Genomic DNA, 20,011 nt, shown 5'->3' with positions numbered 1-20,011 from the left:
CGCAACGTGACTGTCCGGGTGCCTTGTGCCGTCGTACGGCTCGTACGTCAGGAGGGGTGAGGGTGGAGGACGAGGAGGCCGAGGCCGTACTCAAGGCGGTCGGACGGCAGATCAAGCTGTGGCGGGAGTCGGCCGGGATGCGGCAGACCGAGCTGGGCGATGCCATCGGGTACGGCGAGGAGATGGTCTCCTCGGTGGAGCGTGGGCGTCGGCTCGCCAAGCCCGACTTCCTCGACAAGGCCGATGAAGTGCTGGGCGCGGGCGGGAAGTTGTCCGCGATGAAGGAGGACGTGGAGAGGGCCCGCTATCCGAAGAACGTGCGGGACCTGGCCAAGTTGGAGGACGAGGCCATCGAGATGGGGGCTTACGTCAGCTCTCACATCCACGGCTTGTTGCAGACGGCTGAGTACGCCCAGGCGGTGTACACGCTGCGGCGCCCGTCCTACACAGAGGACGAGATCGAGCGGCTCGTCGCAGCGCGCATGGCACGGAAGTCCGTCTTCGCCAGGGTGCCGCGCCCGCTGATCACGTTCGTTCAGGAGGAGGTGACCCTGCGAAGGCCCGTCGGGGGCAAAGAGGTTCTGCGTCGGCAGCTGGAACACCTCCTGGACGTCGGCAAGTTGCCGCATGTGGAGATCCAGGTGATGCCTACGGACCGGCAGGATCACGCCGGGCTGAGCGGACCCATCCGACTCCTCAAGCTCCGGAACGGCAAGACGCTGGGACACTTGGAAGTCCAGTTGCACAGCAGAGTGATCAGCGACCCCCGGGAAGTACAGATCCTCGACATGCGCTATGGAATGATCCGAGCACAGGCTCTCCCGCCCCGGGAGTCGATGGCGTTCATCGAGAAAGTGCTGGGAGACGAAGCATGACCACCTCCACGCTGACGTGGTTCAAGAGCAGCTACAGCAGCGCTGACGGTCCCGACTGCGTCGAAGTAGCCATAACCCCCGCCACCATCCACATCCGCGACTCCAAGAACAAGCAAGGCGCCCGACTCACCGTCACCGGCCCCACCTGGACGGAGTTCCTCACGTTCGCGGCGCGGAGTTGAGCACCAGGAGCACCTCCGTGCGGCGGTTCATGGCCCAGGGGTAGTCGGGCGCGAGTTCCAGAGCGCGGTCCAGGGCGGTGAGTGCCTCGCGGTGGCGGCCAAGGTTGGCCAGGGAGGCGCCTCGGCTGGCGTGGGCGGAGGCGTAGTCGGGGTTGGTGCGCAGGGCCCGGTCGTACTCGGCGAGTGCCTCCTCGTCGCGGCTCGCGTTCCTGAGCGCGTCGCCCCGTACGCAGGCGATCCAGGGCGAGTCCGGATGGAGTCGCAGCGCGCGGTCCAGATCCGCGAGCTGGCGGTCGTGTTCGCCCCGGGCGCGCCACACCCGGGACCTGCTCGCCAGGGCCCACACGTCCTCGGGATCGAGGTCCAGGGCCCGGTCCAGGTCGATGAGCGCGCGGTCCAGGCGGCCCAGAGCGTACTGCGTGACGCCCCGGGACGCCCACGCTCCGCCGTAGCCCGGCTGCAGGGCCACGGCACGGTCCAGGTCGCCGAGCGCCGCTTCGTAGTGGCCCTGCTCCCGCCGGTACTCGCCGCGCGCGTAGAGGACCCTGGCGTTGTCCGGCGAGAGTTCCCCGGCGCGGACCAGGTCCGCGACCGCGGACTCGCGGTCGCCGAGGTCGGCGCGGACCAGCGCGCGCCAGTAGTACGCAAGCCAGCTGTCCGCGTCGGCCGCCATGGCGTGTTCGCACTCGGCGACGGCACGCTCGTAGTCGGAGCGCAGTCTCAGCTCACGGGCGCGCAGCACCCGTGCGAGCACCTGGGCCGACGTGTCGAGGCCGCCCCTGCCCAACAGCAGGCCGAGCGCCTCGAAGATCCCCTCCTCCAGCACGCCGAGCAGGTCACGTCCCCAGACGCGCACGGTCTCGTCGTCCGCGTCCTCGCCCGCCTCCGCCAGGGTCCGTGCCCACCGGCGGGCCACCGCTTCGCCCTCCTTGCAGGCGCCGGTCATGTCGCCCAGCACCATGGGCAGGGTCTCGCGGGCCGGTCCCGCGCACAGCAGGTGGTACGACTCCGCCAGCCGCAGCTCCCGCCACTGCGCGTCCGCCCACAGCTCGTCGGTGTCCCGTCCCGCGGCCGTCTCCTCCCGCCAGCGGCCGAACTCCTCGGCCAGCCGCCGCTGCCGCTGCGTCCAGCCCCGGGGCGAGCGCCGGCGCTGCAGGCGGAGCATCGGGGCGCGTACGACGTCGTGGTACTGCGCCCGGTCGCCGCGCTCGCTGACGAACGGCAGGCCCCGCAGCCAGTCGTACAGGACTTCGGCCTCGTCCTCCGGACGCTCCACCACCGCCCGGAAGACGTCGGCGTCCAGGCGCCGGGGCAGTGCACAGGCCAGTGCCACACCCCGCCGGACCGGATCCGGCTCCCACTTCAGGAAGCGTTCGACGGCCGTGGCGCTGGGGTCTCCGATGTCGTCCGGGTCGGCGGGACGCTGTTCGGCCAGGGTGGACACCAGCAGCGGGAGCCCGCCCGTCAGGCGCAGTACCTCTGAGACGACCGGCTCGGCCACCACACCCCGGTCCGCGAGCAGGCCCCGAGCCTCCGCCTCCGTGAACGACCCGAGCGGTACGTCCGTCATGAAGTCCGCGAAGCCGGGCCAGCGGGCGGTGTCGAAGGGGCGTTGGCCAGCGGTCACCACGATCACGTTGGCGGGCAGCGTCCCGTGCCGGTCGCTCGTCATCGCCTCGTTCAACCAGGCGTCCACGAAGGGCCCGATCCGCTCGTAGGTGTCGAAGAAGAGCACGATCCAGGGCACGGCAGTCGCCAGGTCGGCCAGTTCGTCCAGCAGCTTGGGTGTCAGCACCTGTTCGGGTGACAGGACGAGTTGCACGTCGTCCTGGCTGGCGAATCGGGCGCTGAGGCCGCGTTTCAATTTGTCGGCGTACTGGGCGAGTTGGACCGGGTCGACGGCGCCCACGAACGGTCCGGCGCCCGGTATCAGGCCCAGGCCCGCGAGCCCGGCGCGGACGGCGGTGGCCGTCACCGGTGAAGGGCCCTCCGGCTCCAGCCCCGCCGCCACCGCCTCCGCCTCGTGGCGCCGCTCCCGGTAGGCGGCCAGCGCACGGTCGAACTTCTTCAACTCGTGACCCTGACCGGCGAATTCGCGGCTCATCGCCGCCATCGCCTCCGGCACGCTGCCCACAGCCTCGTCGACGTAGGCCGTGAGCGCACCCCGCTCCCGGGCGATCTGCTCCAGCTCCCGGACCAGGAACGTCTTTCCGACACCGGCGTTGCCGTGGACGTGGAAGAGGAAGCGGTGACGTTCGTCCTCCGCAGGGAGGTCCAGGTTCTCCCGGAATGCGGCCCGTTCGTCGCTCCGGCCGACGAATCCGGCCCGCCGGCGCCGCCCGATCAGCTCCTGCATCGACCGCCGTGCCCGCGCCATCCGTACGCCCTTCCCCCGAGGTCAGCCTCCACATTCTGGCTCAATGCGCGTGGGAGGAGGGGGCGTTCGTCAGGGAGAATCCAGCCATGACCACCACCCCCACGCGCCACACCGGCCTCAGGCTCGCCGCCGGTGTGCTCACCGGCATACTCGCCCTCTACATCGCCCTGGTCGCCCTCGGGAACATCACCGATTTCGGGACGAACCAGCAGTTCGTGCGGCATGTCCTCGCGATGGACACGACCTTCAAGGACGACAACCTGATGTGGCGGGCGATCACCAGCACCGCACTTCAGGACACCGCGTACGTCGCAATCATCGTGTGGGAGACCGTCGCCGCGCTCGTCCTGATCCGGGGCACCTGGCTGTGGACGCGGCAGGATCACGACCGGGCCCGGCGCTGGTCCACCTACGGGCTGCTGATGCTGGTGCTGCTCTTCGGCGCCGGGTTCATCGCGATCGGCGGTGAGTGGTTCTCGATGTGGCAGTCGAAGACCTGGAACGGGCTGGACGCGGCGACCCGGGTGCTCGTGCTCACCGGGGTCGCCCTGATCGTCAACCTGCTGCCGGACCGCGGGCAGCGGGACGCCGTCTGATGCGGGGCGCCATGTGGCGCTATTTGACGACCGTCACCTTCGTGCCCTGATCCCCGTAGGCCCACAGGGCGGCGCCGTCTTCCTTGTGCATACGGATGCCGCCCAGCTTCTTGCCGTTCGCGGGCGGCGGTGAGGCGCCGTCGAGGGCGTTGGAGAACGCTATGTTCACGCCCGACACCTTGGTGAAGTACATGATGTGCTCGATCTCGACGCCGTCCGAGCCCTTGAGGGACTGGATGCGCAGAGTGACCGAGTAGCGGCCGGGCTGCGGGCTCACCGTGCCCGGCCACACGGTGAAGGTGCGGCCGGCGTTGCCGGTCGCGTCGACGAGCCACACCCGCTTCTCGCCGAGCGAGTACACGATCCGGCGGCCTGTGCCGGACCCCTCCGGCAGCGCGGGCGGTCCCGACGGCTTCGGTTTCGCGGGCACGTGGGCGCCCGCCGACGCCGACGCCGAAGCGCTGGGCCTGGCCTTCGCGGCCGTGGGATGCGGCCCGTGTTCCGCCTGCACGGCCAGGAAGACGACGGCCGCGGTCGCCCCCGCCGTCAGACCGGAGACCCAGGCCCACGAGGGCAGTCGGGCAGCCACGGGTACGCATCTCCTCCGCTACGGGTCCCCCCTCTCAGCACAGGGGTCGGATCATCGTACTCAGTCCAGGACGGGCAGCAGATCCGGCAGGTGCCCGTCGGAGGCCTCGGCCGCGCTCCGGCGCTCGTCCGGGACCTGTCCGTAGAGCGTGGTGCGGGGCTTCGCCGGCCGGCCGGCCGCCTCGGCCACGGCCACCAGGTCGCGGATCGACTTGTACGAGCCGTACGACGAGCCCGCCATGCGGGAGATCGTCTCCTCCATCAGCGTGCCGCCCAGGTCGTTCGCCCCGGAGCGGAGCATCTCCGCCGCACCCTCCGCACCGAGTTTGACCCAGCTTGTCTGGATGTTGGGGATGTAGGGGTGGAGAAGGAGCCTGGCCATCGCCGTCACCGCCCGGTTGTCCCGCGTGGTCGGGCCGGGACGTGCGATGCCCGCCAGGTACACCGGCGCGTTGGTGTGGATGAAGGGGAGCGTCACGAACTCGGTGAAGCCGCCCGTCCGCTGCTGGATCCCGGCCAGTGTGCGCAGGTGGCCGAGCCAGTGGCGGGGCTGGTCCACGTGCCCGTACATCATCGTCGAGGAGGAGCGGATGCCCAGCTCGTGGGCCGTCGTGATCACCTCGATCCAGGTGGCCGCCGGCAGTTTGCCCTTGGTCAGGACCCAGCGGACCTCGTCGTCCAGGATCTCCGCCGCCGTACCGGGGACGGAGTCGAGACCGGCCTCCTTGGCGGCGGACAGCCACTCCCGGATCGACATGCCGGTCCGGGTCGCGCCGTTCACCACCTCCATCGGCGAGAAGGCGTGCACATGCATGCCGGGGACCCGCTCCTTCACCGCCTTCGCGATGTCGAAGTACGCCGTGCCGGGCAGGTCGGGGTGGATCCCGCCCTGCATGCACACCTCGACCGCGCCCACGTCCCACGCCTGCTGGGCCCGGTCCGCCACCTGCTCCAGCGACAGCGTGTACGCGTCCGCGTCCGTCCTGCGCTGCGCGAAGGCACAGAAGCGGCAGCCGGTGTAACAGACGTTGGTGAAGTTGATGTTGCGGGTGACGATGTACGTCACGTCGTCGCCCACCGCCGATCTGCGCACGTCGTCCGCCACCCGGCACAGCGCGTCCAGCGCCGGGCCGTCCGCGTGGAACAGGGCCAGGGCCTCGGCGTCGGTCAGCCGGGTCGGGTCGTCGGCGGCCGTGCGCAGCGCCTGGCGTACGTCCGTGTCGATGCGCTCCGGCGCCATGCCGGGAGCCGCCGCCTCACGCAGCGCCTCCCAGTCGCCGTACACCTCGTCGAAGTCGTCGCGCCGGTCGGCCGTCCGGCCCTCGGTGTCGATCGTGCGGTGCAGGTCCGTGCGGCCGCTGGGCACGAAGGCCTCCTCCGGCTCCTGCCACGGACGTCCCTCGACCACCGCGTCCGGCAGCGCCAGGCCGGTCTCCGGGTCGGCGAGCGCGGCCACGTGCGGGCGCAGGCGCGGGTCCAGCCAGGGCTCGCCGCGGCGGACGAATTCGGGGTACACGCACAGGCGTTCGCGCAGCTCGAAGCCGGCGGCACGGGAACGCTCGGTGAGTTCCTCGATCAACGGCCAGGGGCGTTCCGGGTTGACGTGGTCGATGGTGAGCGGGGACACCCCGCCCCAGTCGTCGATACCGGCGCCGATCAGCCGCTCGTACTCGGCGTCCACCAGGTTCGGCGGGGCCTGGAGGCAGGCGCTCGGGCCCATGATGTGCCGGGCCACCGCCACCGTGGCGACCAGGTCGTCCAGTTCGGCGTCCGGCATGCCGCGCATCGCCGTGTCCGGCTTGGCGCGGAAGTTCTGGATGATCAGCTCCTGGATGCCGTGGTAGGCCCGCGAGACCTTCCGCAGCGCGATCAGGGACTCCGCACGCTCCTCGTACGTCTCGCCGATGCCGATCAGCAGGCCGGAGGTGAAGGGCACCGAGGAGCGGCCCGCGTCCTCCAGCACCCGCAGCCGTACGGCCGGTTCCTTGTCCGGGGAGCCGTGGTGCGGGCCGCCGGGCTCGGACCACAGCCGGGTGGCCGTCGTCTCCAGCATCATGCCCATGGAGGGGGCCACGGGCTTCAGCCGCTGGAAGTCCGTCCACGTCATCACGCCCGGGTTGAGATGGGGCAGCAGGCCCGTCTCCTCCAGGATCCGGACGGAGATGGCGCGGACGTAGGCGATGGTGTCGTCGTAGCCGTGCGCGTCCAGCCACTCGCGCGCTTCCGGCCAGCGGTCCTCCGGCTTGTCGCCGAGGGTGATCAGGGCTTCCTTGCAGCCGAGGGCGGCACCCTTGCGGGCGACGTCGAGCACCTCGTCGGGGGACATGAACATCCCGTGGCCCGCCCGGCGCAGCTTGCCCGGGACGGTGACGAAGGTGCAGTAGTGACACTTGTCCCGGCACAGCCGGGTCAGGGGGATGAAGACGCTCTTCGAGTAGGTGATGACACCGGGCCGGCCCGCCGCCTGAAGGCCCGCGTCACGCACCCGGGCTGCGGACGCGACGAGGTCGGTGAGGGCCTCGCCGCGGGCCTGGAGGAGCACCGCCGCCTCGGAGACGTCGAGGGCGACGCCGTCCCGGGCACGTTTGAGGGCGCGACGCATGGAGTTCTCGGTCGGGCCGGTCCCGGAGGTCGCGGAAGTCGTCATTCCTTGAGCATACGTTCGGGCTGATCACGCCAATGGGGTCTCATCGAGGCTCCAGGAAACCCGCGTACTCGTCGAGCACCCGAAGCACCTCCGCCTCACCCGCCGGGGGCAGTTGGACGACCGTCTCCTCGATTCCCAGCTCCGCGTAGTGGGCGAGCTTGCCGGGGGTGGGACGGACGGCGTACGGGACCACCTGGAGGGCGGCCGGGTCGCGGCCGGCGTCCGTCCAGACGGACCGCAGCACGGGCAGCGACTCGCCGAGCCCGCGGCCACCGATCGGCAGCCAGCCGTCCGCGTACTCGGCGATGTGCGCGAACAGCCTGGGCCCCGCGGCCCCGCCGACGAGCGTGCGGGGGCCGACGACCGGCCCGCGCGGCTTCTGCGCCGGCTTGGGGAACGCGAAGCTCGGCCGCACGCTGCCGGACTCGCCCTCGTACCCCACCGGTTCCTCGGACCACAGCGCCCGCATCAGGCCCATCCGGTCCCGGACCAGCTCCCGGCGGCCGCGCCACTCCACACCGTGGTCGGCCGCCTCCTCGACGTTCCAGCCGAAGCCGAGGCCGAGGGTGAAGCGGCCGCCGGAGAGGTGGTCGAGGGTGGCGATCTGCTTGGCCAGGGCGATCGGGTCGTGCTGGGCGACCAGCGTGATCCCCGTGCCCAGCGCCAGCCGCTCGGTGACGGCCGCGGCCTGGCCCAGGGCGACGAAGGGGTCGAGGGTGCGTCCGTACTCGCGGGGCAGGTCGCCGCCGACGGGGTAGGGGGTGGTCCGCTCGACGGGGATGTGGGTGTGTTCGGGGAGGTACAGGCCGCTGAATCCCCGGGATTCCAGTTCGCGGGCCAGGCGCGTGGGGGTGACTGTCTCGTCCGTGAGGAAGATCGTGACGGCGATGCGCATGGGGCATCTGTACCGGGTGCTGTCCCATATGTCCATACCAACCGGTCGGGGCTCGGGACGCCGTCGTGGGGACTGGTTGATCTTCGCTGGCGAGTGCGGGTGCCATGTGGCTTGTCGCGCCCACGCGGCGGAGTCGCAAATTGATACTGCCCGTGTCCCTGGAGTTGGCCTACGTTGAGGGTGTGACGACGTTGCGCGGCACCATCGCTCCCGGCTCGCCGGATTACGTCTACCTTCCCTTCGAAGTGGGCCCCGGGATCCGTGAGTTGCGCGTCTCCTACACCTACGACAAGCCGGCCGTCCCATCCGGCACCCCCGGCAACGCCCTCGACATCGGGCTCTTCGACGTGCGCGGTACCGAGCTGGGCGGGCGGGGGTTTCGGGGGTGGTCGGGCGGGGCCCGTACGGAGTTCTTCGTGCGGGCGGACGAGGCGACGCCCGGGTATCTTCCCGGGGCGCCGCATCCCGGGACCTGGTACATCGCGCTCGGGCCGTACACGGTGGCGCCGCAGGGGCTGTCGTACGAGGTGACGGTCACCCTCACGGAAGGGGAGCCCGGCGAGACGCCCCGGCCGGTCCACCCGCCGCCCCGCGCCCGGGGACGGGGGCGGGCCTGGTACCGCGGCGACTGTCATCTCCACTCCTGGCACTCCGACGGGCGCCGCACCCCGGCCGAGATCGGGGCGCTGGCCCGGGCGGCGGGGCTGGACTTCATCAACAGCTCCGAGCACAACACGACGTCCTCCCATGCCCATTGGGCCGACGTGGCGGGCGACGACCTGCTGGTCATGCTGGGCGAGGAGGTCACCACGCGGAACGGGCACGTGCTGGCCCTCGGGACCGAGCCGGGCACCTTCGTGGACTGGCGGTACCGGGCCCGGGACGGGCGCTTCGGGCACTTCGCGCGGCGCGTCCGGGAGGCCGGCGGGCTGGTCGTGCCGGCCCATCCGCACGCCACGTGCGTCGGGTGCGGCTGGCGGTTCGGGTTCGGGGAGGCGGACGCGGTCGAGGTGTGGAACGGGCCGTACACGCCCGACGACGAGGTGACCCTGGCCGCCTGGGACGCCCGGCTCGTCGCCTGCGTACGGGAGGGGCGGGCGTGGCTGCCGGCCATGGGCAACAGTGACGCCCATCGCGACCCGGACGCGGTCGGCATGCCCCAGACGGTCGTCCTCGCCGAGGACCTCACGCGTGCGGCGATCCAGCAGGGCCTGCGCGCGGGCCGATCGTACGTGGCCGAGTCTCAGCACGTCGCGCTCGCCTTCACCGCCGCGGGTGCCGGCCGGGAGGCGGGCATCGGCGAGCGGCTCGAAGTGCCGGACGACACGCCGGTGACCGTCCGCCTGGAGGTCTCCGGCGCCCCGCGCTGCTCCGTCCGCTTCATCACCGACCAGGGCACGCTGCTGACCGGCGATCCGCTGCCGGTGACCGGGGAGGGCGTGGTCGAGTGGCGTACGACACCGGCCCGAGCGGCCTACGTGCGGGCGGAGTTGCGCCACGAGACGGCCCTCGGTCCGCTGCCGGGGGCGATGGCCGCCTTCACCAACCCCGTCTTCCTCGGTACTACTTGATCTGGTCGGCGGCCCACTCGGCCCACTCCCGGCGCATCGCGTTGAAGCGCAGGCCGTACTCCAGGGCGATGCGGCCGTAGACCGAGAGGTTGTCGTCGTCCCAGTCGATGGCCTCGTCGAGCTGTTTCAGCTGCTCGTGCTCGCGCGCGGACATCTCGACCAGCTCGGTCAGATAGGTGCGGGCCTGCTCGGGGCTGAGCACGCCCAGGAAGAAGACGCGCAGGAGCAGATCGCTGCGGGTGTTGCGCTGGGGCCTGGTCTCGGTCAGCCAGTGCCGCAGCTCGGCCAGGCCCTCGTCGGTCAGGGTGTACTCCTTGCGGCCGCGCGGCCCCTCGGCGGCCACCGTGATCAGTCCGGAGCCCGCCAGCTTGGTCAGCTCGGTGTAGATCTGGCTCTGCGTGGCCGGCCAGACGTTGGCCAGCGAGGTCTCGAACCGCTTCAGCAGGTCGTACCCACTGGCGGGGCGCTCCGAGAGCAGGCCGAGGAGTGCGTGTTTGAGGCTCATGGCCCCCAGCTTACATTCCACTCTTGACATGTCACGTACTGACCTTCTACTTTTGACATGTCAGGCCAGGAAGCAAGACCGCACCAGACCAAGACCACATCGAAAAAACGGGGAAACCAATGTCGTACCTGCGCACGTTCCTGCCGTGGATCGTCTTCGCCGTCTTTCCCTCCGGGGACTGGCAGTGGGGCGCACTGGCCGCACTGTTGGCCGCCGTCGCGATCATCGCGAAGGAGAGGCAGTCCGGCGCCGGATTTGACGCACTCATCATCGAATCCGGCTCGGCGGTCTTCTTCGCCGCTCTCGCGGCCATCGCCTTCGCCGACCCGCACTCGGGCGTGCACGACTACTCCGCGTCGCTCTCCTCCGGCACCCTCGCCCTCATCGCCGGCATCTCGCTGGCCATCGGGCGGCCGTTCACCCTGGGCATCGCCAAGCGCACCACCCCTCCCGAGGTCTGGGGTCTGAAGCCGTTCATCCGGACCAACGTCGTCATCACCGCCGTCTGGACCGCCGCCTTCGTGGCCACCGCCGCCGCCCTCGCCCTGGTGGCCCACGCCGGTCACGCCCACTCCACCGCCGCCACGGTGATCCAGATCGCCGGCTTCGCCGTCCCGATGGTCTTCACCGTCCGCTACGTCGCCCACGTCCAGGCCAAGGCCGGGCAGGTGGCCCGGTGAACCCGAAGCACCTCAGCGGCAACTACGCCCCGGTCACCGAGGAACTCACCGCGCACGACCTGCCGGTGACCGGCACGATCCCGCCCGAGCTGGCCGGCTGGTACCTGCGCAACGGCCCGAACCCGGCCGACGCCGCCTCCGGGCACTGGTTCTTCGGCGACGGCATGGTGCACGGCGTCCGCCTCGACGGCGGGCGGGCCGTCTCCTACCGCAACCGGTGGGTGCGCACGACCCGGTTCACCGACGGGGCGCGGATGTACGACGACCAGGGCCGCCGGGACCTCACCTCCGGCCCGGCCAACACCCACGTGGTCCGGCACGCCGGCCGCACCCTCGCCCTGGTCGAGTCGGCCCTGCCCTACGAGCTGACCTGCGACCTCGACACCTTGGGCCCCTACGACTTCGACGGCCGGCTGGGCACCGCGATGACGGCCCACCCGAAGACCTGCCCGGTCACCGGGGAGCTGCACTTCTTCGGCTACGGCATGGTGGAGTCCACCCACCTCACCTATCACCGGGCCGACGCCGCGGGCGAGTTGGTGGTCAGCAGGCCCGTCGAGGTGCCGGGCCCGACGATGCTGCACGACTTCGCGCTCACCGCCGGGCACGTCGTCTTCATGGACCTGCCCGTCGTCTTCGACATCGAACTCGCCCTGACCGGCGGGACGATGCCCTACCGGTGGGACGACGGATACGGCGCCCGGCTCGGCCTCCTGCGCCGCGACGACCCGTACGGCGAGGTCCGCTGGTTCACCGTGGACCCCTGCTACGTCTTCCACTCGCTCAACGCCTACGACGCGCCGGACGGCACCGTCGTCCTGCACGTCATGCGCTACCCGGAGATGTACCGCCGCACCGCCGACGGCAGCACCGCGTCGCAGCAGGCGGTGCTGTGGAAGTGGACCGTCGACCCGGTCCGCGGGACGGTGCGCGAGGAGCAGGTCGACGACCGTCCGGGCGAGTTCCCGCGCGTCGACGACCGCCTCACCGGCCTCGACTCCCCCTACGGGCACATGACCAGTGGCACCTCACTGGTCCGCTACGACCTGACGACCGGCTCCGTGACCACGCACGACTTCGGCCCCGGCCGCACCCCCGGCGAGGCTGCGTTCGCCCCGGCCGACGACAGGCCCGGCGGCCCCGGCTGGCTCATGACGTACGTCCACGACGCCACCACCGACCGCAGCGACCTGGTCGTCCTGGATGCCGGTGACCTCGCCGCCGGCCCGGTCGCCACGGTCCATCTGCCCGCTCGCGTCCCGTTCGGCTTCCACGGCAACTGGCTGGGCGACCGGATCTAGGAGGTGTGCTCGCCGCGGGCGCGGGCGGCGCGGCGCAGGCCGACGATCTCGGCGACCGCGTCCAGCCAGCGGGCGGTGCGCGCCTCGCCGTCCGGCGTGTCCGCGGCCTGCGCCGCGGTCTCCAGCCAGTCGAGCAGCAGCGCGGACGCCTCACGCGAGGGCAGCGGCTCGGGCAGCTGCGCGGCGTAGCGCAGGCCGCCGGCGCGGACGATCTTGGCGACGTAGGCCACCGAGCGCGGCACCACACCGAGCCGGTCCAGGGTGACGGCGGCCGCGACGGCGCCGTCACCGGACAGGGCGGTCCGGAAGGCGTCCTGGGTGAGGCCGTAGCGGAGCAGCACGGCCACGTCGGTGGTGGCGAGGACCTCGTCGTCGGTGCGGGATGCGGAGGGCATGGGGAACGCTTCCGGTTCTCGGGTGGGTGGGTCAGCGGACCGTGATCGTGTAGACGAAGAACGCCGGCAGGTCGTCGGGGGTGCCGGTGGCCGTCGGGAACGGGCTCATCGTGGTCGTGCCGGGGGCCGTCGCGTTCGGGAACGGAGCCGCCGACTCGGTGCCGCTGTGGCAGCCGGCCATGGGGCAGTGCAGGAGCTTCACCGTGGCCTTGCCGGACTTGAGCGCCGTGAAGTCGAAGTACTGGGTGCCGTCGCCGGAACCGGTGGAGCCGCCGCCGCTCTCCTCTTCCCGCTTGCCCCGGTACTTCAGGATGTCCTTGTCCGGCCGGGGCTCGGCCAGATACCAGTTCTGACCGAGCGCGGGATTCGCCGGCACCTTCAGGGTGAACTCGTCCCCCGCGCCGACCGTGACGGCCCCGCGCTCCTTGGTGCCGTACTCGTCGACTCCCCCCTGGCCGCCGCAGCCGGACAGCACGAGGACCGCGGCTGCGGCGGTGGCCAGGGAGGTCATTACGGTGCGCATGTTCACGTTGCTCAGCCCTGCTGGATGTAGACGGTGTCGACGTTGCCCTTGTGCGCGGGCGAGTAGCGGTCGTCCGCGGCCGCGCTGAGGTCTCCCTTGATGAAGTCGTCCTCGCTGACCCAGGTGGTGACGCCCCAGGGGTTGTAGATCTGGAGCTTGTCCCCCTCCTGGCCGATGATCATCATGCTGTGGCCGTGCCGGTCGTTGTTCTCGTCGTACCGCTCGATGTTGATGGGGACGGGCTTGCCCTCGGCGACGGACTTCTCGATGTCGGGCAGGACGTTGCGCCGGTCGTCCTCACCACCCATGTTCTGGGCCTCGTAGTGATCGCCGGTGTGCGGGCTGAGCTCCTTGTTGGAGATCTCCACCTGCCCGTCCTTGTCCATGCCGGACGGGTGCTCGTCCCACCACCAGCCGGAGTTGTCGCCGTCGCCCTCCTCGTGCAGGCGCAGCTGTTCGTCGGTCAGGCGCTCACGGAAGTGATCCGGGTCGTCGTCCGTGCCGTCGGGGCCGCCGGTCAGCTCCAGCGCGTACACGGGATCCACGATGGCACGCGCGGTGACCGTGGAGGAGGGCACGCAGGTCTCGCCGTCCTGGTCCCACAGCTTGCCCTTGAAGGCCTGGCGCTCCTGGTCCTTGTTCGACGGTTCGTAGCCCGTCGTCACCGGCGCCAGGTGCTGCTGCAGCCACACCGGGTCCTTGCCGTGGATCTTCTTCGCGAACGTGTCGACCTCGTCGACGGAGTTGCCCGCGGCGAGGGCCTTCATCAGGTACGCCTTCTCCTGCGGCGTCTTCGCGTCCGCCAGGAGGAGCTCCATCCGGGACCGGTCCGCCGGGGACAGCTTCTCCATGGCGCGCCCGGACCGCTCCAGGTCGTTCGCCGTGAGGATCTCGTTCAGCTCGGGATCGCCGCCCGCGTTGCTGGTGTCGGCCAGCATCAGCCGGTCGACCGCGGACAGTTCGTCGGTGTTCAGCTTGCCGGCGCGGGCCTCGGCGGCCCACTTGTTCAGGTCGCGGGCGGCATGCCGCGCGGCGTCGTCGGCGGTGACGGCGGCCTGGTGGAGCAGCTGGATGCCGGAGGAGGCCACGGAGCGGGCCTTCAGCCGCGCCGACTCCTCGTCGTCGTCCTCGTACCAGTCGTCGAAGAAGCCGTCCTTGCCGCCCAGCATGCCGCGCGCCTCGCGCAGCTTGGCGCGGCCGTCGCCGTCGTCCTTCTGGGCGACCTTGAGCCAGTCGGCCAGGTTCAGCAGGGCGTTGCCGCCGCCCCGGAGCGCCTCGGACATCTGCACGGCGGACCGCGAGGCGGCGGAGACCGCGTCGGAGGCGAGGACGCTGGTGTCACCGACCCACACCTCCGGCAGGCCCTTGCGGGCCACCTTGTCGACCCGCTCGGAGACGCCGAGGGCGTCGTCGGCGTGGCCCCGGTAGCGCTTGCCCAGTGTCTCCAGGGTGGCCGGGTCGCCCACCGGGGCGGACACGCCGAGCGCGGAGTCGATCGCGTCGATCAGGTCGTTCTTGCTGTCGGCCGAGGCGATGTCGTCGCTCAGCCCGGCCAGCCGCTTGCGGCGGTCGGTGGTGGATTCCGTCATCGAGCGGTCCTCAGTAACTCGAGAGAGCCGAGGGACGCTCGGCGTGCGCGGGCACCGTGCCGACGGTGCCGTCACCGGCACGGACGTGGGCGGCCTGCGTCGAGACGAGGTGGTCGCTGCCGCCGTAGGCGCCCTTGGACGCACGGATCTTGTCCGCGAGTTCGTGCAGTGCGTCCGTGAGCGTCTTGGCCTCCGCCTCCCAGGCCGCGGCGTACGCGTCGAACGCCGGCCCGGAGTCGGAACCCCCGAGCGCGTCCTGCGCGTAGCAGGCCATGGGGTCGATCGCCGTGGCGATCTTCCCGGTGTCGGTGCCCGCGCCGTCCAGTTCGCCGGCCTGGTCGCTCATGCCGGACTTGACCTGGTAGCCGTCCGAAGACGTGCCCATCACTGCCCCCCGTTGCAATCGATCACGATCGCGAGGGAGGCTAACACGCGCCATTCGCAGGCCTGTCCACGAATCACACGCCCTCCACAGAGCTGCCGCGGCACCGCGCGAGGCATGCATCCGGATACCGTTCCGGGAGGAGAGCAGAAGAGCAGGAGAGCCCGAGAGATGTCACGCAAGGCCGCCGGTCTCAAGCACCGGATCGTCACCCGCTTCCAGCGTCACGTGGCCAACCCGCTCAACCGGCGCATCCCGGCCCAGACGATTCTGGAGACCACCGGCCGTGTCTCCGGCCTGCCCCGGCCCACGCCGGTGGGCGGACGCCGGGTCGGCGACTCCTTCTGGATCGTCTCGGAGTTCGGGTTCAAGTCGCAGTACGTGCGCAACATCCAGGCCGACCCGAAGGTCCGCGTCCGCATCGGCGGCCGCTGGCACCACGGCACCGCCCACCTCCTGCCGGAGGACGACGCCGTGGCCCGGCTGCGCGCCCTGCCCCGCTTCAACAGCGCGGCCGTACGGGCGTTCGGCACCGACCTGCTGACGGTGCGGGTGGATCTCACGGACTGAGCCCGCTCACCCCGGCCACACGATCGCCTGCACCTCGCTGTAGGCGTGCAGGGCGTAGGAGCCCACGTCCCGGCCGACCCCGCTCTTCTTGAAGCCGCCGAAGGGCGCCTCCATGTTGCGGCCGACCGTGTTGATGCCGACGCCGCCGGCCCGCAGCTGCCGGGCCACGCGGAAGGCGCGGGCCACGTCGCCCGACCAGACGTAGTCGACGAGGCCGTAGTCGGAGTCGTTGGCGAGGGCCACGCCCTCGTCCTCGTCGTCGAACGGGACGACCGCCACCACGGGCCCGAAGATCTCCTCCCGCGCCACCCGCATGTCGTTCGCGCAGTCGGCCAGCAGAGCGGGGGCGACATAGAAACCCCGCTCCGGCGCGGGGCGTTCGCCGCCGACGACCACCGTCGCACCCTCCTTGCGGCCCAGCTCCACGTACGACTCCACCCGCGCCCGGTGCTCGGCGGAGATCAGCGGCCCCACGACCGTGCCGGCCTCCCTCGGATCACCGATCTTCAACCGGCGGGCATAGGCGGCGAGTTGCTCCACCAGACGCTCGTACACCCCTCGCTGGGCCAGCACCCGGGTCGGCGCCGTACAGATCTGCCCGCTGTAGAAGGAGAACGTCGTCCCGATCCCGGCCACCGCCGACGTGAGGTCGGCGTCGTCGAAGACGAGGGCCGCCCCCTTCCCGCCCAGCTCCATCAGCTGGCGTCTCATGTCCCGCCCGCACACCTCGGCGATGCGCCGGCCGACGGCCGTGGAGCCGGTGAAGCTCACCATGTCGACGTCGGGCGACGCGACCGCGGCCGCACCGACGTCCGTGGCCCGCCCGGAGACCACGTTCACCACACCCGCCGGTGCGCCCGCCTCCTCGAGCGCCTCGGCCATCCGGTAGACGGACAGCGGGTCCTGCGGGGCCGGCTTCACGACCACCGTGTTGCCCATGGCCAGGGCCGGGGCGACCTTGCCGGCCGGGTTGGCCCACGGGTTGTTGTACGAGGTGATGCAGGTGACCACGCCGACGGGCTGGCGCACCGCCAGCGCCCCCATCACCCCCGCCCTGCCCATGGGCCCGGCCTCGTTGATCTGCGGGGCGATCGCCCACTCGGCCGGCTCCACGGTGGCGTACCGGCGGAAACGGGCGGCTGCCACCCCGACCTGCATCGCCCGGGCCGTCCCGGTCGTCGCCCCGGTCTCGGCCCGCGCCAGCTCGGCGTACGGGCCGAGCCGGCCGCGGATGATCTCCGCGGCCCGTCCGAGCACCGCGGCCCGCTCCCCCGGGCCGGTCCGCGACCAGGCCCCGAAGGCCTCCCGGGCCGCGGCGCAGGCTTCCCGCACCTGCTCCACCGAGGCCTCCGGTGCCTGCCCCACCGTCTCCTCGGTGGCCGGGTCGACCACCGGGTAGTAGCCGGCGTCCGGCTCCACCCACTGCCCGCCGACGAACAGCCGCTGCCCCTCGCTCACCTGGTGCTCACCGTCCCGGTGTCCCGCCCGGACCGCAGCACCCGGCCCGGCACGGCGCCGCTCACCACGTCGTCCCGGATCGCCTCGACCCCGTTGACCCACACGGCCCGTATCCCGAGCGCGCGGGCGTCCAGCCGCGGGCTGTCACCCGGCAGGTCGTGCACCAGGGTGGCCTGCCCGGCGTCGATCCGCTCCGGGTCGAACAGCACCAGGTCCGCATGCCAGCCCTCCCGGACCCGGCCCCGCTCCCGCAGCCCGAACAGCCGCGCCGGGTCGTCGGTGAGCATCTTCACCGCCTGCTCCAGACCGACCAGCTTCCGGCCGCGCAGACAGTCCCCGAGGAACCGGGTGGTGTACGGCGCCCCGCACATCCGGTCCAGATGCGCGCCCGCGTCCGAGCCGCCGAGCAGCACGTCCTCGTGCTGCCAGGTCTCCGCACGCAGGGCCCAGGAGGCGGGGTCGTTGTCGGTGGGCATCGGCCACAGGACCGTACGGAGTTCGTCGGCGGCGCAGATCTCCACCAGGCAGGTGAAGGGGTCCTGCCCGCGCTCGGCGGCGATGTCCCGCACCACCCGCCCCGTCAGCCCGCGGTTGGCCTCGCTGTAGGTGTCCCCGATGACGTACCGCCCGAAGTTCGCCAGCCGCCGGAAGACACCCGCCTCCTTCGACTCGGCCCGCCGCAGCATCTCCTTCCTCACCTCGGGGTCCCGCAGCCTGGCGATCCTCTCCGGCACCGGCAGGCCCAGGATCGGCCCCCAACCCGGGATGAGGTTCAGGGCGCAGAAGGTGCCCAGGGACATGTTCATCGGGGTCAGGATCGGCATGGTGAGCGCGACGACCCGCCCACCGGCCTTCCGTGCCCGCTCACTGGCACTGAGCTGCCGGGGCACCCGCTCCGGGACGGCCGCGTCGATGGTCAGGACGTTCCAGTTCAGTGGCCGTCCGGCCACCGCGCTCATCTCGACGAACAGATCGATCTCGGCATCGCTGAACTGGTCCAGACAGCCGGCGACGATCGCCTCGATCTGGGTGCCCTCGTGCTCCCCGACGGCCCGGGCCAGCGCCAGCAGCTCCGCCGGCCGCGCGTGCCGGGAGGCCACGGGCTGCCCGTCACCGTCGGAGTGCGTACTGGACTGGCTGGTGGACAGCCCCCAGGCTCCCGCGTCCATGGCCTCGTGGAACAGCCGCAGCATCTGCTCCAGCTGCTCCGCGCTCGGCTGCCCGCCGACCGCCTCCGGCCCCATCACATACCGCCGGAGCGCGCAATGCCCCACCATGAACCCGGCGTTGACCGCGATCCGCCCCTCCAGGGCGTCCAGATACTCCCCGAAGCCGCTCCAGCTCCACGGCGCGCCCTCCTCCAGCGCCACCAGGGACATCCCCTCCACCTTGGACATCATCCGCCGGGTGTAGTCGGCGTCCTCGGGGCGATCGGGATGCAGCGGCGCGAGCGTGAACCCGCAGTTCCCCGCGGCCACGGTCGTCACTCCGTGGTTGAGCGAGGGCGTGGCGTACGGGTCCCAGAAGAGCTGGGCGTCGTAGTGGGTGTGGGGATCCACGAACCCGGGGGCGAGGACGAGACCGTGCGCGTCCTCGGTGGTGCGCGCGCCTTCGGCGATCCGGCCGACGGCGGCGATCCGGCCGCCGCGTATGCCGACGTCGGCGGTGTATGCGGGGGCACCCGTGCCGTCGACGACGGTCACCGCCCTGATGAGGTGGTCCAGCATGCCAGGAGCCCCCTCACACGGCCTGACGGAACCGCGACGTCCGGTGCACCGGATCCGTGTCGATCTTCGGAATCACGTGCTCGCCGATCAGCCGGATCGTCTGCAGCGTCTCCTCCTTCGGCACCCCCACCGGCAACCCGAAGCTCAGCTGGTCCGCCCCCGCCTGCTCCCACCGCTTGCACTGCCGCAGCACCTCGTCCGGGTCCCCGCAGATCAGCAGCTCCTCCTCGATGAGCAGTTCCACGAACTCCGGCGTGTACTGGGGCAGCGTCTCCGGCCACACCGGGAAGCCCTCGGGCCGCGGGAACGTGTCGTGGTAGCGGAAGACCAGCGAGGGCAGATAGTGCAGCCCGCCGTTCACCGCGATGTCGATCGCCTCGGCGTGCGTGGGCGCACAGATCGCCGTGGTCGTCACCATCACGTTGTCGTTGACGAAGTCCCCGACGGGCTCCGCGTTCACGACCGCCGTCTTGTACTGCTCCAGCACCCACTCCATGTCGGAGACCTTCTGGATGCTGAAGCCCAGCACGCCGAGCCCCTTCTTCGCGGCCATGGCGTACGAGGGCGGCGACCCGGCCGCGTACCACATCGCCGGATGCGACTTCCCGTACGGCTTGGGGAGCACCTTCCGCGGGGGCAGCTGCCAGTGCTTGCCCTGGAAGCCCGCGTACTCGTCCTGGAGCCACATCTTCGGGAACTCGGCGATGGTCTCCTCCCAGATCTCCTTCGTGTAGTTCATGTCGGTGATGCCGGGCAGGAAGCCGAGGATCTCGTGGCTGCCGGCGCCCCGCCCGCTGCCGAACTCGAAGCGGCCCTCGCTGAGGTGGTCCAGCATGGCGACCTTCTCGGCCACCTTCACCGGATGGTTGACCTGGGCGAGCGGGTTGAAGATCCCGGAGCCCAGGTGGATGCGCTCGGTCGCGTGGGCGAGGTAGCCGAGGAAGACGTCGTTGGCGGAGAGATGCGAGTACTCCTCCAGGAAGTGGTGCTCCGAGGCCCAGGCGTACTTGAAGCCGGACTTGTCCGCCTGGATGACGTACTCGGTCTCCTCCATCAGTGCCTTGTGCTCGGCCAGCGGGTCGGTCTCGGCGCGCTTGCCGACGTATCCCTGTACAAAGAGCCCGAATTCCACGGCGGTTCACCTTCCCCG

The 20,011-nt window shown here is 71.2% G+C and carries 19 protein-coding genes; 7 read left to right on the top strand and 12 right to left on the bottom strand.

The features are described from left to right. The first annotated feature begins 62 nt into the window (after positions 1 to 62). Together FB157_RS04920 and FB157_RS04915 are read left to right on the top strand one after the other, a co-directional pair. Positions 63 to 875: a helix-turn-helix transcriptional regulator gene (locus FB157_RS04920; RefSeq protein ID WP_145876307.1), complete on the top strand. Its 813-nt coding sequence runs from the start codon at positions 63 to 65 to the stop codon at positions 873 to 875. After that, positions 872 to 1,057 (top strand): DUF397 domain-containing protein, encoded by a 186-nt coding sequence (locus tag FB157_RS04915; RefSeq protein ID WP_145876305.1) that lies wholly within the window; start codon positions 872 to 874, stop codon positions 1,055 to 1,057. Before FB157_RS04920 ends, FB157_RS04915 begins: the two co-directional genes overlap by 4 nt. On the opposite strand, the gene FB157_RS04910 is transcribed toward FB157_RS04915, so the two are convergent. Continuing rightward, positions 1,035 to 3,434, bottom strand: a complete 2,400-nt coding sequence (locus tag FB157_RS04910) for a tetratricopeptide repeat protein (RefSeq protein WP_145876303.1) — start codon at positions 3,432 to 3,434, stop codon at positions 1,035 to 1,037. The genes FB157_RS04915 and FB157_RS04910 overlap by 23 nt on opposite strands. Before the next feature lie 86 nt (positions 3,435 to 3,520). On the opposite strand from FB157_RS04910, the gene FB157_RS04905 reads away from it, so the two are divergent. Further along, on the top strand, positions 3,521 to 4,030 hold the full coding sequence (locus tag FB157_RS04905; RefSeq protein ID WP_145876301.1) for a DUF2165 domain-containing protein: 510 nt from the start codon (positions 3,521 to 3,523) through the stop codon (positions 4,028 to 4,030). A gap of 19 nt (positions 4,031 to 4,049) precedes the next feature. Here the strand turns inward: FB157_RS04905 and FB157_RS04900 are convergent, their stop codons facing one another. The 3 genes from FB157_RS04900 to FB157_RS04890 are packed head-to-tail and all read right to left on the bottom strand — an operon-like array spanning position 4,050 to position 8,160. Beyond that, positions 4,050 to 4,619: a hypothetical protein gene (locus FB157_RS04900; protein WP_145876299.1), complete on the bottom strand. Its 570-nt coding sequence runs from the start codon at positions 4,617 to 4,619 to the stop codon at positions 4,050 to 4,052. Positions 4,620 to 4,679: 60 nt separating this feature from the next. After that, a complete protein-coding gene (locus FB157_RS04895) occupies positions 4,680 to 7,265 on the bottom strand; it encodes a bifunctional FO biosynthesis protein CofGH (RefSeq protein ID WP_145876297.1) in 2,586 nt (861 codons plus the stop codon). A 40-nt stretch (positions 7,266 to 7,305) separates the two neighbouring features. Further along, positions 7,306 to 8,160 carry an LLM class F420-dependent oxidoreductase gene (locus FB157_RS04890; protein WP_145876295.1) on the bottom strand — a complete coding sequence of 285 codons (855 nt, stop codon included), beginning with the start codon at positions 8,158 to 8,160 and terminating at the stop codon, positions 7,306 to 7,308. 182 nt (positions 8,161 to 8,342) lie between these two features. On the opposite strand from FB157_RS04890, the gene FB157_RS04885 reads away from it, so the two are divergent. Beyond that, positions 8,343 to 9,731, top strand: coding sequence for a CehA/McbA family metallohydrolase (locus FB157_RS04885; protein ID WP_145876293.1), 1,389 nt, complete (start codon positions 8,343 to 8,345; stop codon positions 9,729 to 9,731). On the opposite strand, the gene FB157_RS04880 is transcribed toward FB157_RS04885, so the two are convergent. Further along, positions 9,724 to 10,236 (bottom strand): PadR family transcriptional regulator, encoded by a 513-nt coding sequence (locus FB157_RS04880; protein WP_145876291.1) that lies wholly within the window; start codon positions 10,234 to 10,236, stop codon positions 9,724 to 9,726. The genes FB157_RS04885 and FB157_RS04880 overlap by 8 nt on opposite strands. A 119-nt stretch (positions 10,237 to 10,355) precedes the next feature. Here FB157_RS04880 and FB157_RS04875 point away from each other — a divergent pair, with 119 nt between their 5' ends. Together FB157_RS04875 and FB157_RS04870 are read left to right on the top strand one after the other, a co-directional pair. Then, positions 10,356 to 10,916, top strand: coding sequence for a hypothetical protein (locus tag FB157_RS04875; protein ID WP_145876290.1), 561 nt, complete (start codon positions 10,356 to 10,358; stop codon positions 10,914 to 10,916). Continuing rightward, on the top strand, positions 10,913 to 12,217 hold the full coding sequence (locus FB157_RS04870; RefSeq protein ID WP_145876288.1) for a carotenoid oxygenase family protein: 1,305 nt from the start codon (positions 10,913 to 10,915) through the stop codon (positions 12,215 to 12,217). The genes FB157_RS04875 and FB157_RS04870 overlap by 4 nt, the downstream gene beginning before the upstream one ends. Here FB157_RS04870 and FB157_RS04865 read toward each other — a convergent pair. From FB157_RS04865 to FB157_RS04850, 4 genes are read right to left on the bottom strand one after another with little or no spacing between them, the layout of a single operon-like run. Then, a complete protein-coding gene (locus FB157_RS04865; RefSeq protein WP_145876286.1) occupies positions 12,214 to 12,612 on the bottom strand; it encodes a hypothetical protein in 399 nt (132 codons plus the stop codon). The genes FB157_RS04870 and FB157_RS04865 overlap by 4 nt on opposite strands. A gap of 31 nt (positions 12,613 to 12,643) precedes the next feature. After that, on the bottom strand, positions 12,644 to 13,135 hold the full coding sequence (locus tag FB157_RS04860; RefSeq protein WP_145876284.1) for a protease inhibitor I42 family protein: 492 nt from the start codon (positions 13,133 to 13,135) through the stop codon (positions 12,644 to 12,646). Between the two features lie 11 nt (positions 13,136 to 13,146). After that, positions 13,147 to 14,724 (bottom strand): peptidoglycan-binding protein, encoded by a 1,578-nt coding sequence (locus tag FB157_RS04855; protein ID WP_145876282.1) that lies wholly within the window; start codon positions 14,722 to 14,724, stop codon positions 13,147 to 13,149. A 10-nt stretch (positions 14,725 to 14,734) separates the two neighbouring features. Further along, positions 14,735 to 15,109 (bottom strand): hypothetical protein, encoded by a 375-nt coding sequence (locus FB157_RS04850; protein ID WP_145876280.1) that lies wholly within the window; start codon positions 15,107 to 15,109, stop codon positions 14,735 to 14,737. A 168-nt stretch (positions 15,110 to 15,277) separates the two neighbouring features. Here FB157_RS04850 and FB157_RS04845 point away from each other — a divergent pair, with 168 nt between their 5' ends. Then, positions 15,278 to 15,676 (top strand): nitroreductase family deazaflavin-dependent oxidoreductase, encoded by a 399-nt coding sequence (locus tag FB157_RS04845; RefSeq protein ID WP_145876278.1) that lies wholly within the window; start codon positions 15,278 to 15,280, stop codon positions 15,674 to 15,676. Positions 15,677 to 15,682: 6 nt separating this feature from the next. On the opposite strand, the gene FB157_RS04840 is transcribed toward FB157_RS04845, so the two are convergent. The 3 genes from FB157_RS04840 to FB157_RS04830 are packed head-to-tail and all read right to left on the bottom strand — an operon-like array spanning position 15,683 to position 19,993. Beyond that, positions 15,683 to 17,134, bottom strand: a complete 1,452-nt coding sequence (locus FB157_RS04840; protein WP_145876276.1) for an aldehyde dehydrogenase family protein — start codon at positions 17,132 to 17,134, stop codon at positions 15,683 to 15,685. After that, on the bottom strand, positions 17,131 to 18,861 hold the full coding sequence (locus FB157_RS04835; RefSeq protein WP_145876275.1) for an amidohydrolase family protein: 1,731 nt from the start codon (positions 18,859 to 18,861) through the stop codon (positions 17,131 to 17,133). Before FB157_RS04835 ends, FB157_RS04840 begins: the two co-directional genes overlap by 4 nt. 13 nt (positions 18,862 to 18,874) lie before the next feature. Next, positions 18,875 to 19,993, bottom strand: a complete 1,119-nt coding sequence (locus FB157_RS04830) for an LLM class flavin-dependent oxidoreductase (RefSeq protein WP_145876273.1) — start codon at positions 19,991 to 19,993, stop codon at positions 18,875 to 18,877. Positions 19,994 to 20,011: the final 18 nt, after the last annotated feature.

This window comes from Streptomyces sp. BK340, assembly GCF_007827595.1.
GTDB lineage: Bacteria > Actinomycetota > Actinomycetes > Streptomycetales > Streptomycetaceae > Streptomyces.
Note: the sequence above shows the minus strand (reverse complement) of the source record. Positions and strands in the feature narration are given on the sequence as shown.

Coding starts and splice junctions, on each gene's coding strand:
- FB157_RS04895 (WP_145876297.1), bottom strand. CDS start 7,265: ATGACGACTTCCGCGACCTCCGGGACCGGCCCGACCGAGAACTCCATG.
- FB157_RS04890 (WP_145876295.1), bottom strand. CDS start 8,160: ATGCGCATCGCCGTCACGATCTTCCTCACGGACGAGACAGTCACCCCC.
- FB157_RS04875 (WP_145876290.1), top strand. CDS start 10,356: ATGTCGTACCTGCGCACGTTCCTGCCGTGGATCGTCTTCGCCGTCTTT.
- FB157_RS04915 (WP_145876305.1), top strand. CDS start 872: ATGACCACCTCCACGCTGACGTGGTTCAAGAGCAGCTACAGCAGCGCT.
- FB157_RS04905 (WP_145876301.1), top strand. CDS start 3,521: ATGACCACCACCCCCACGCGCCACACCGGCCTCAGGCTCGCCGCCGGT.
- FB157_RS04850 (WP_145876280.1), bottom strand. CDS start 15,109: ATGGGCACGTCTTCGGACGGCTACCAGGTCAAGTCCGGCATGAGCGAC.
- FB157_RS04855 (WP_145876282.1), bottom strand. CDS start 14,724: ATGACGGAATCCACCACCGACCGCCGCAAGCGGCTGGCCGGGCTGAGC.
- FB157_RS04865 (WP_145876286.1), bottom strand. CDS start 12,612: ATGCCCTCCGCATCCCGCACCGACGACGAGGTCCTCGCCACCACCGAC.
- FB157_RS04880 (WP_145876291.1), bottom strand. CDS start 10,236: ATGAGCCTCAAACACGCACTCCTCGGCCTGCTCTCGGAGCGCCCCGCC.
- FB157_RS04910 (WP_145876303.1), bottom strand. CDS start 3,434: ATGGCGCGGGCACGGCGGTCGATGCAGGAGCTGATCGGGCGGCGCCGG.
- FB157_RS04860 (WP_145876284.1), bottom strand. CDS start 13,135: ATGCGCACCGTAATGACCTCCCTGGCCACCGCCGCAGCCGCGGTCCTC.
- FB157_RS04835 (WP_145876275.1), bottom strand. CDS start 18,861: ATGCTGGACCACCTCATCAGGGCGGTGACCGTCGTCGACGGCACGGGT.
- FB157_RS04845 (WP_145876278.1), top strand. CDS start 15,278: ATGTCACGCAAGGCCGCCGGTCTCAAGCACCGGATCGTCACCCGCTTC.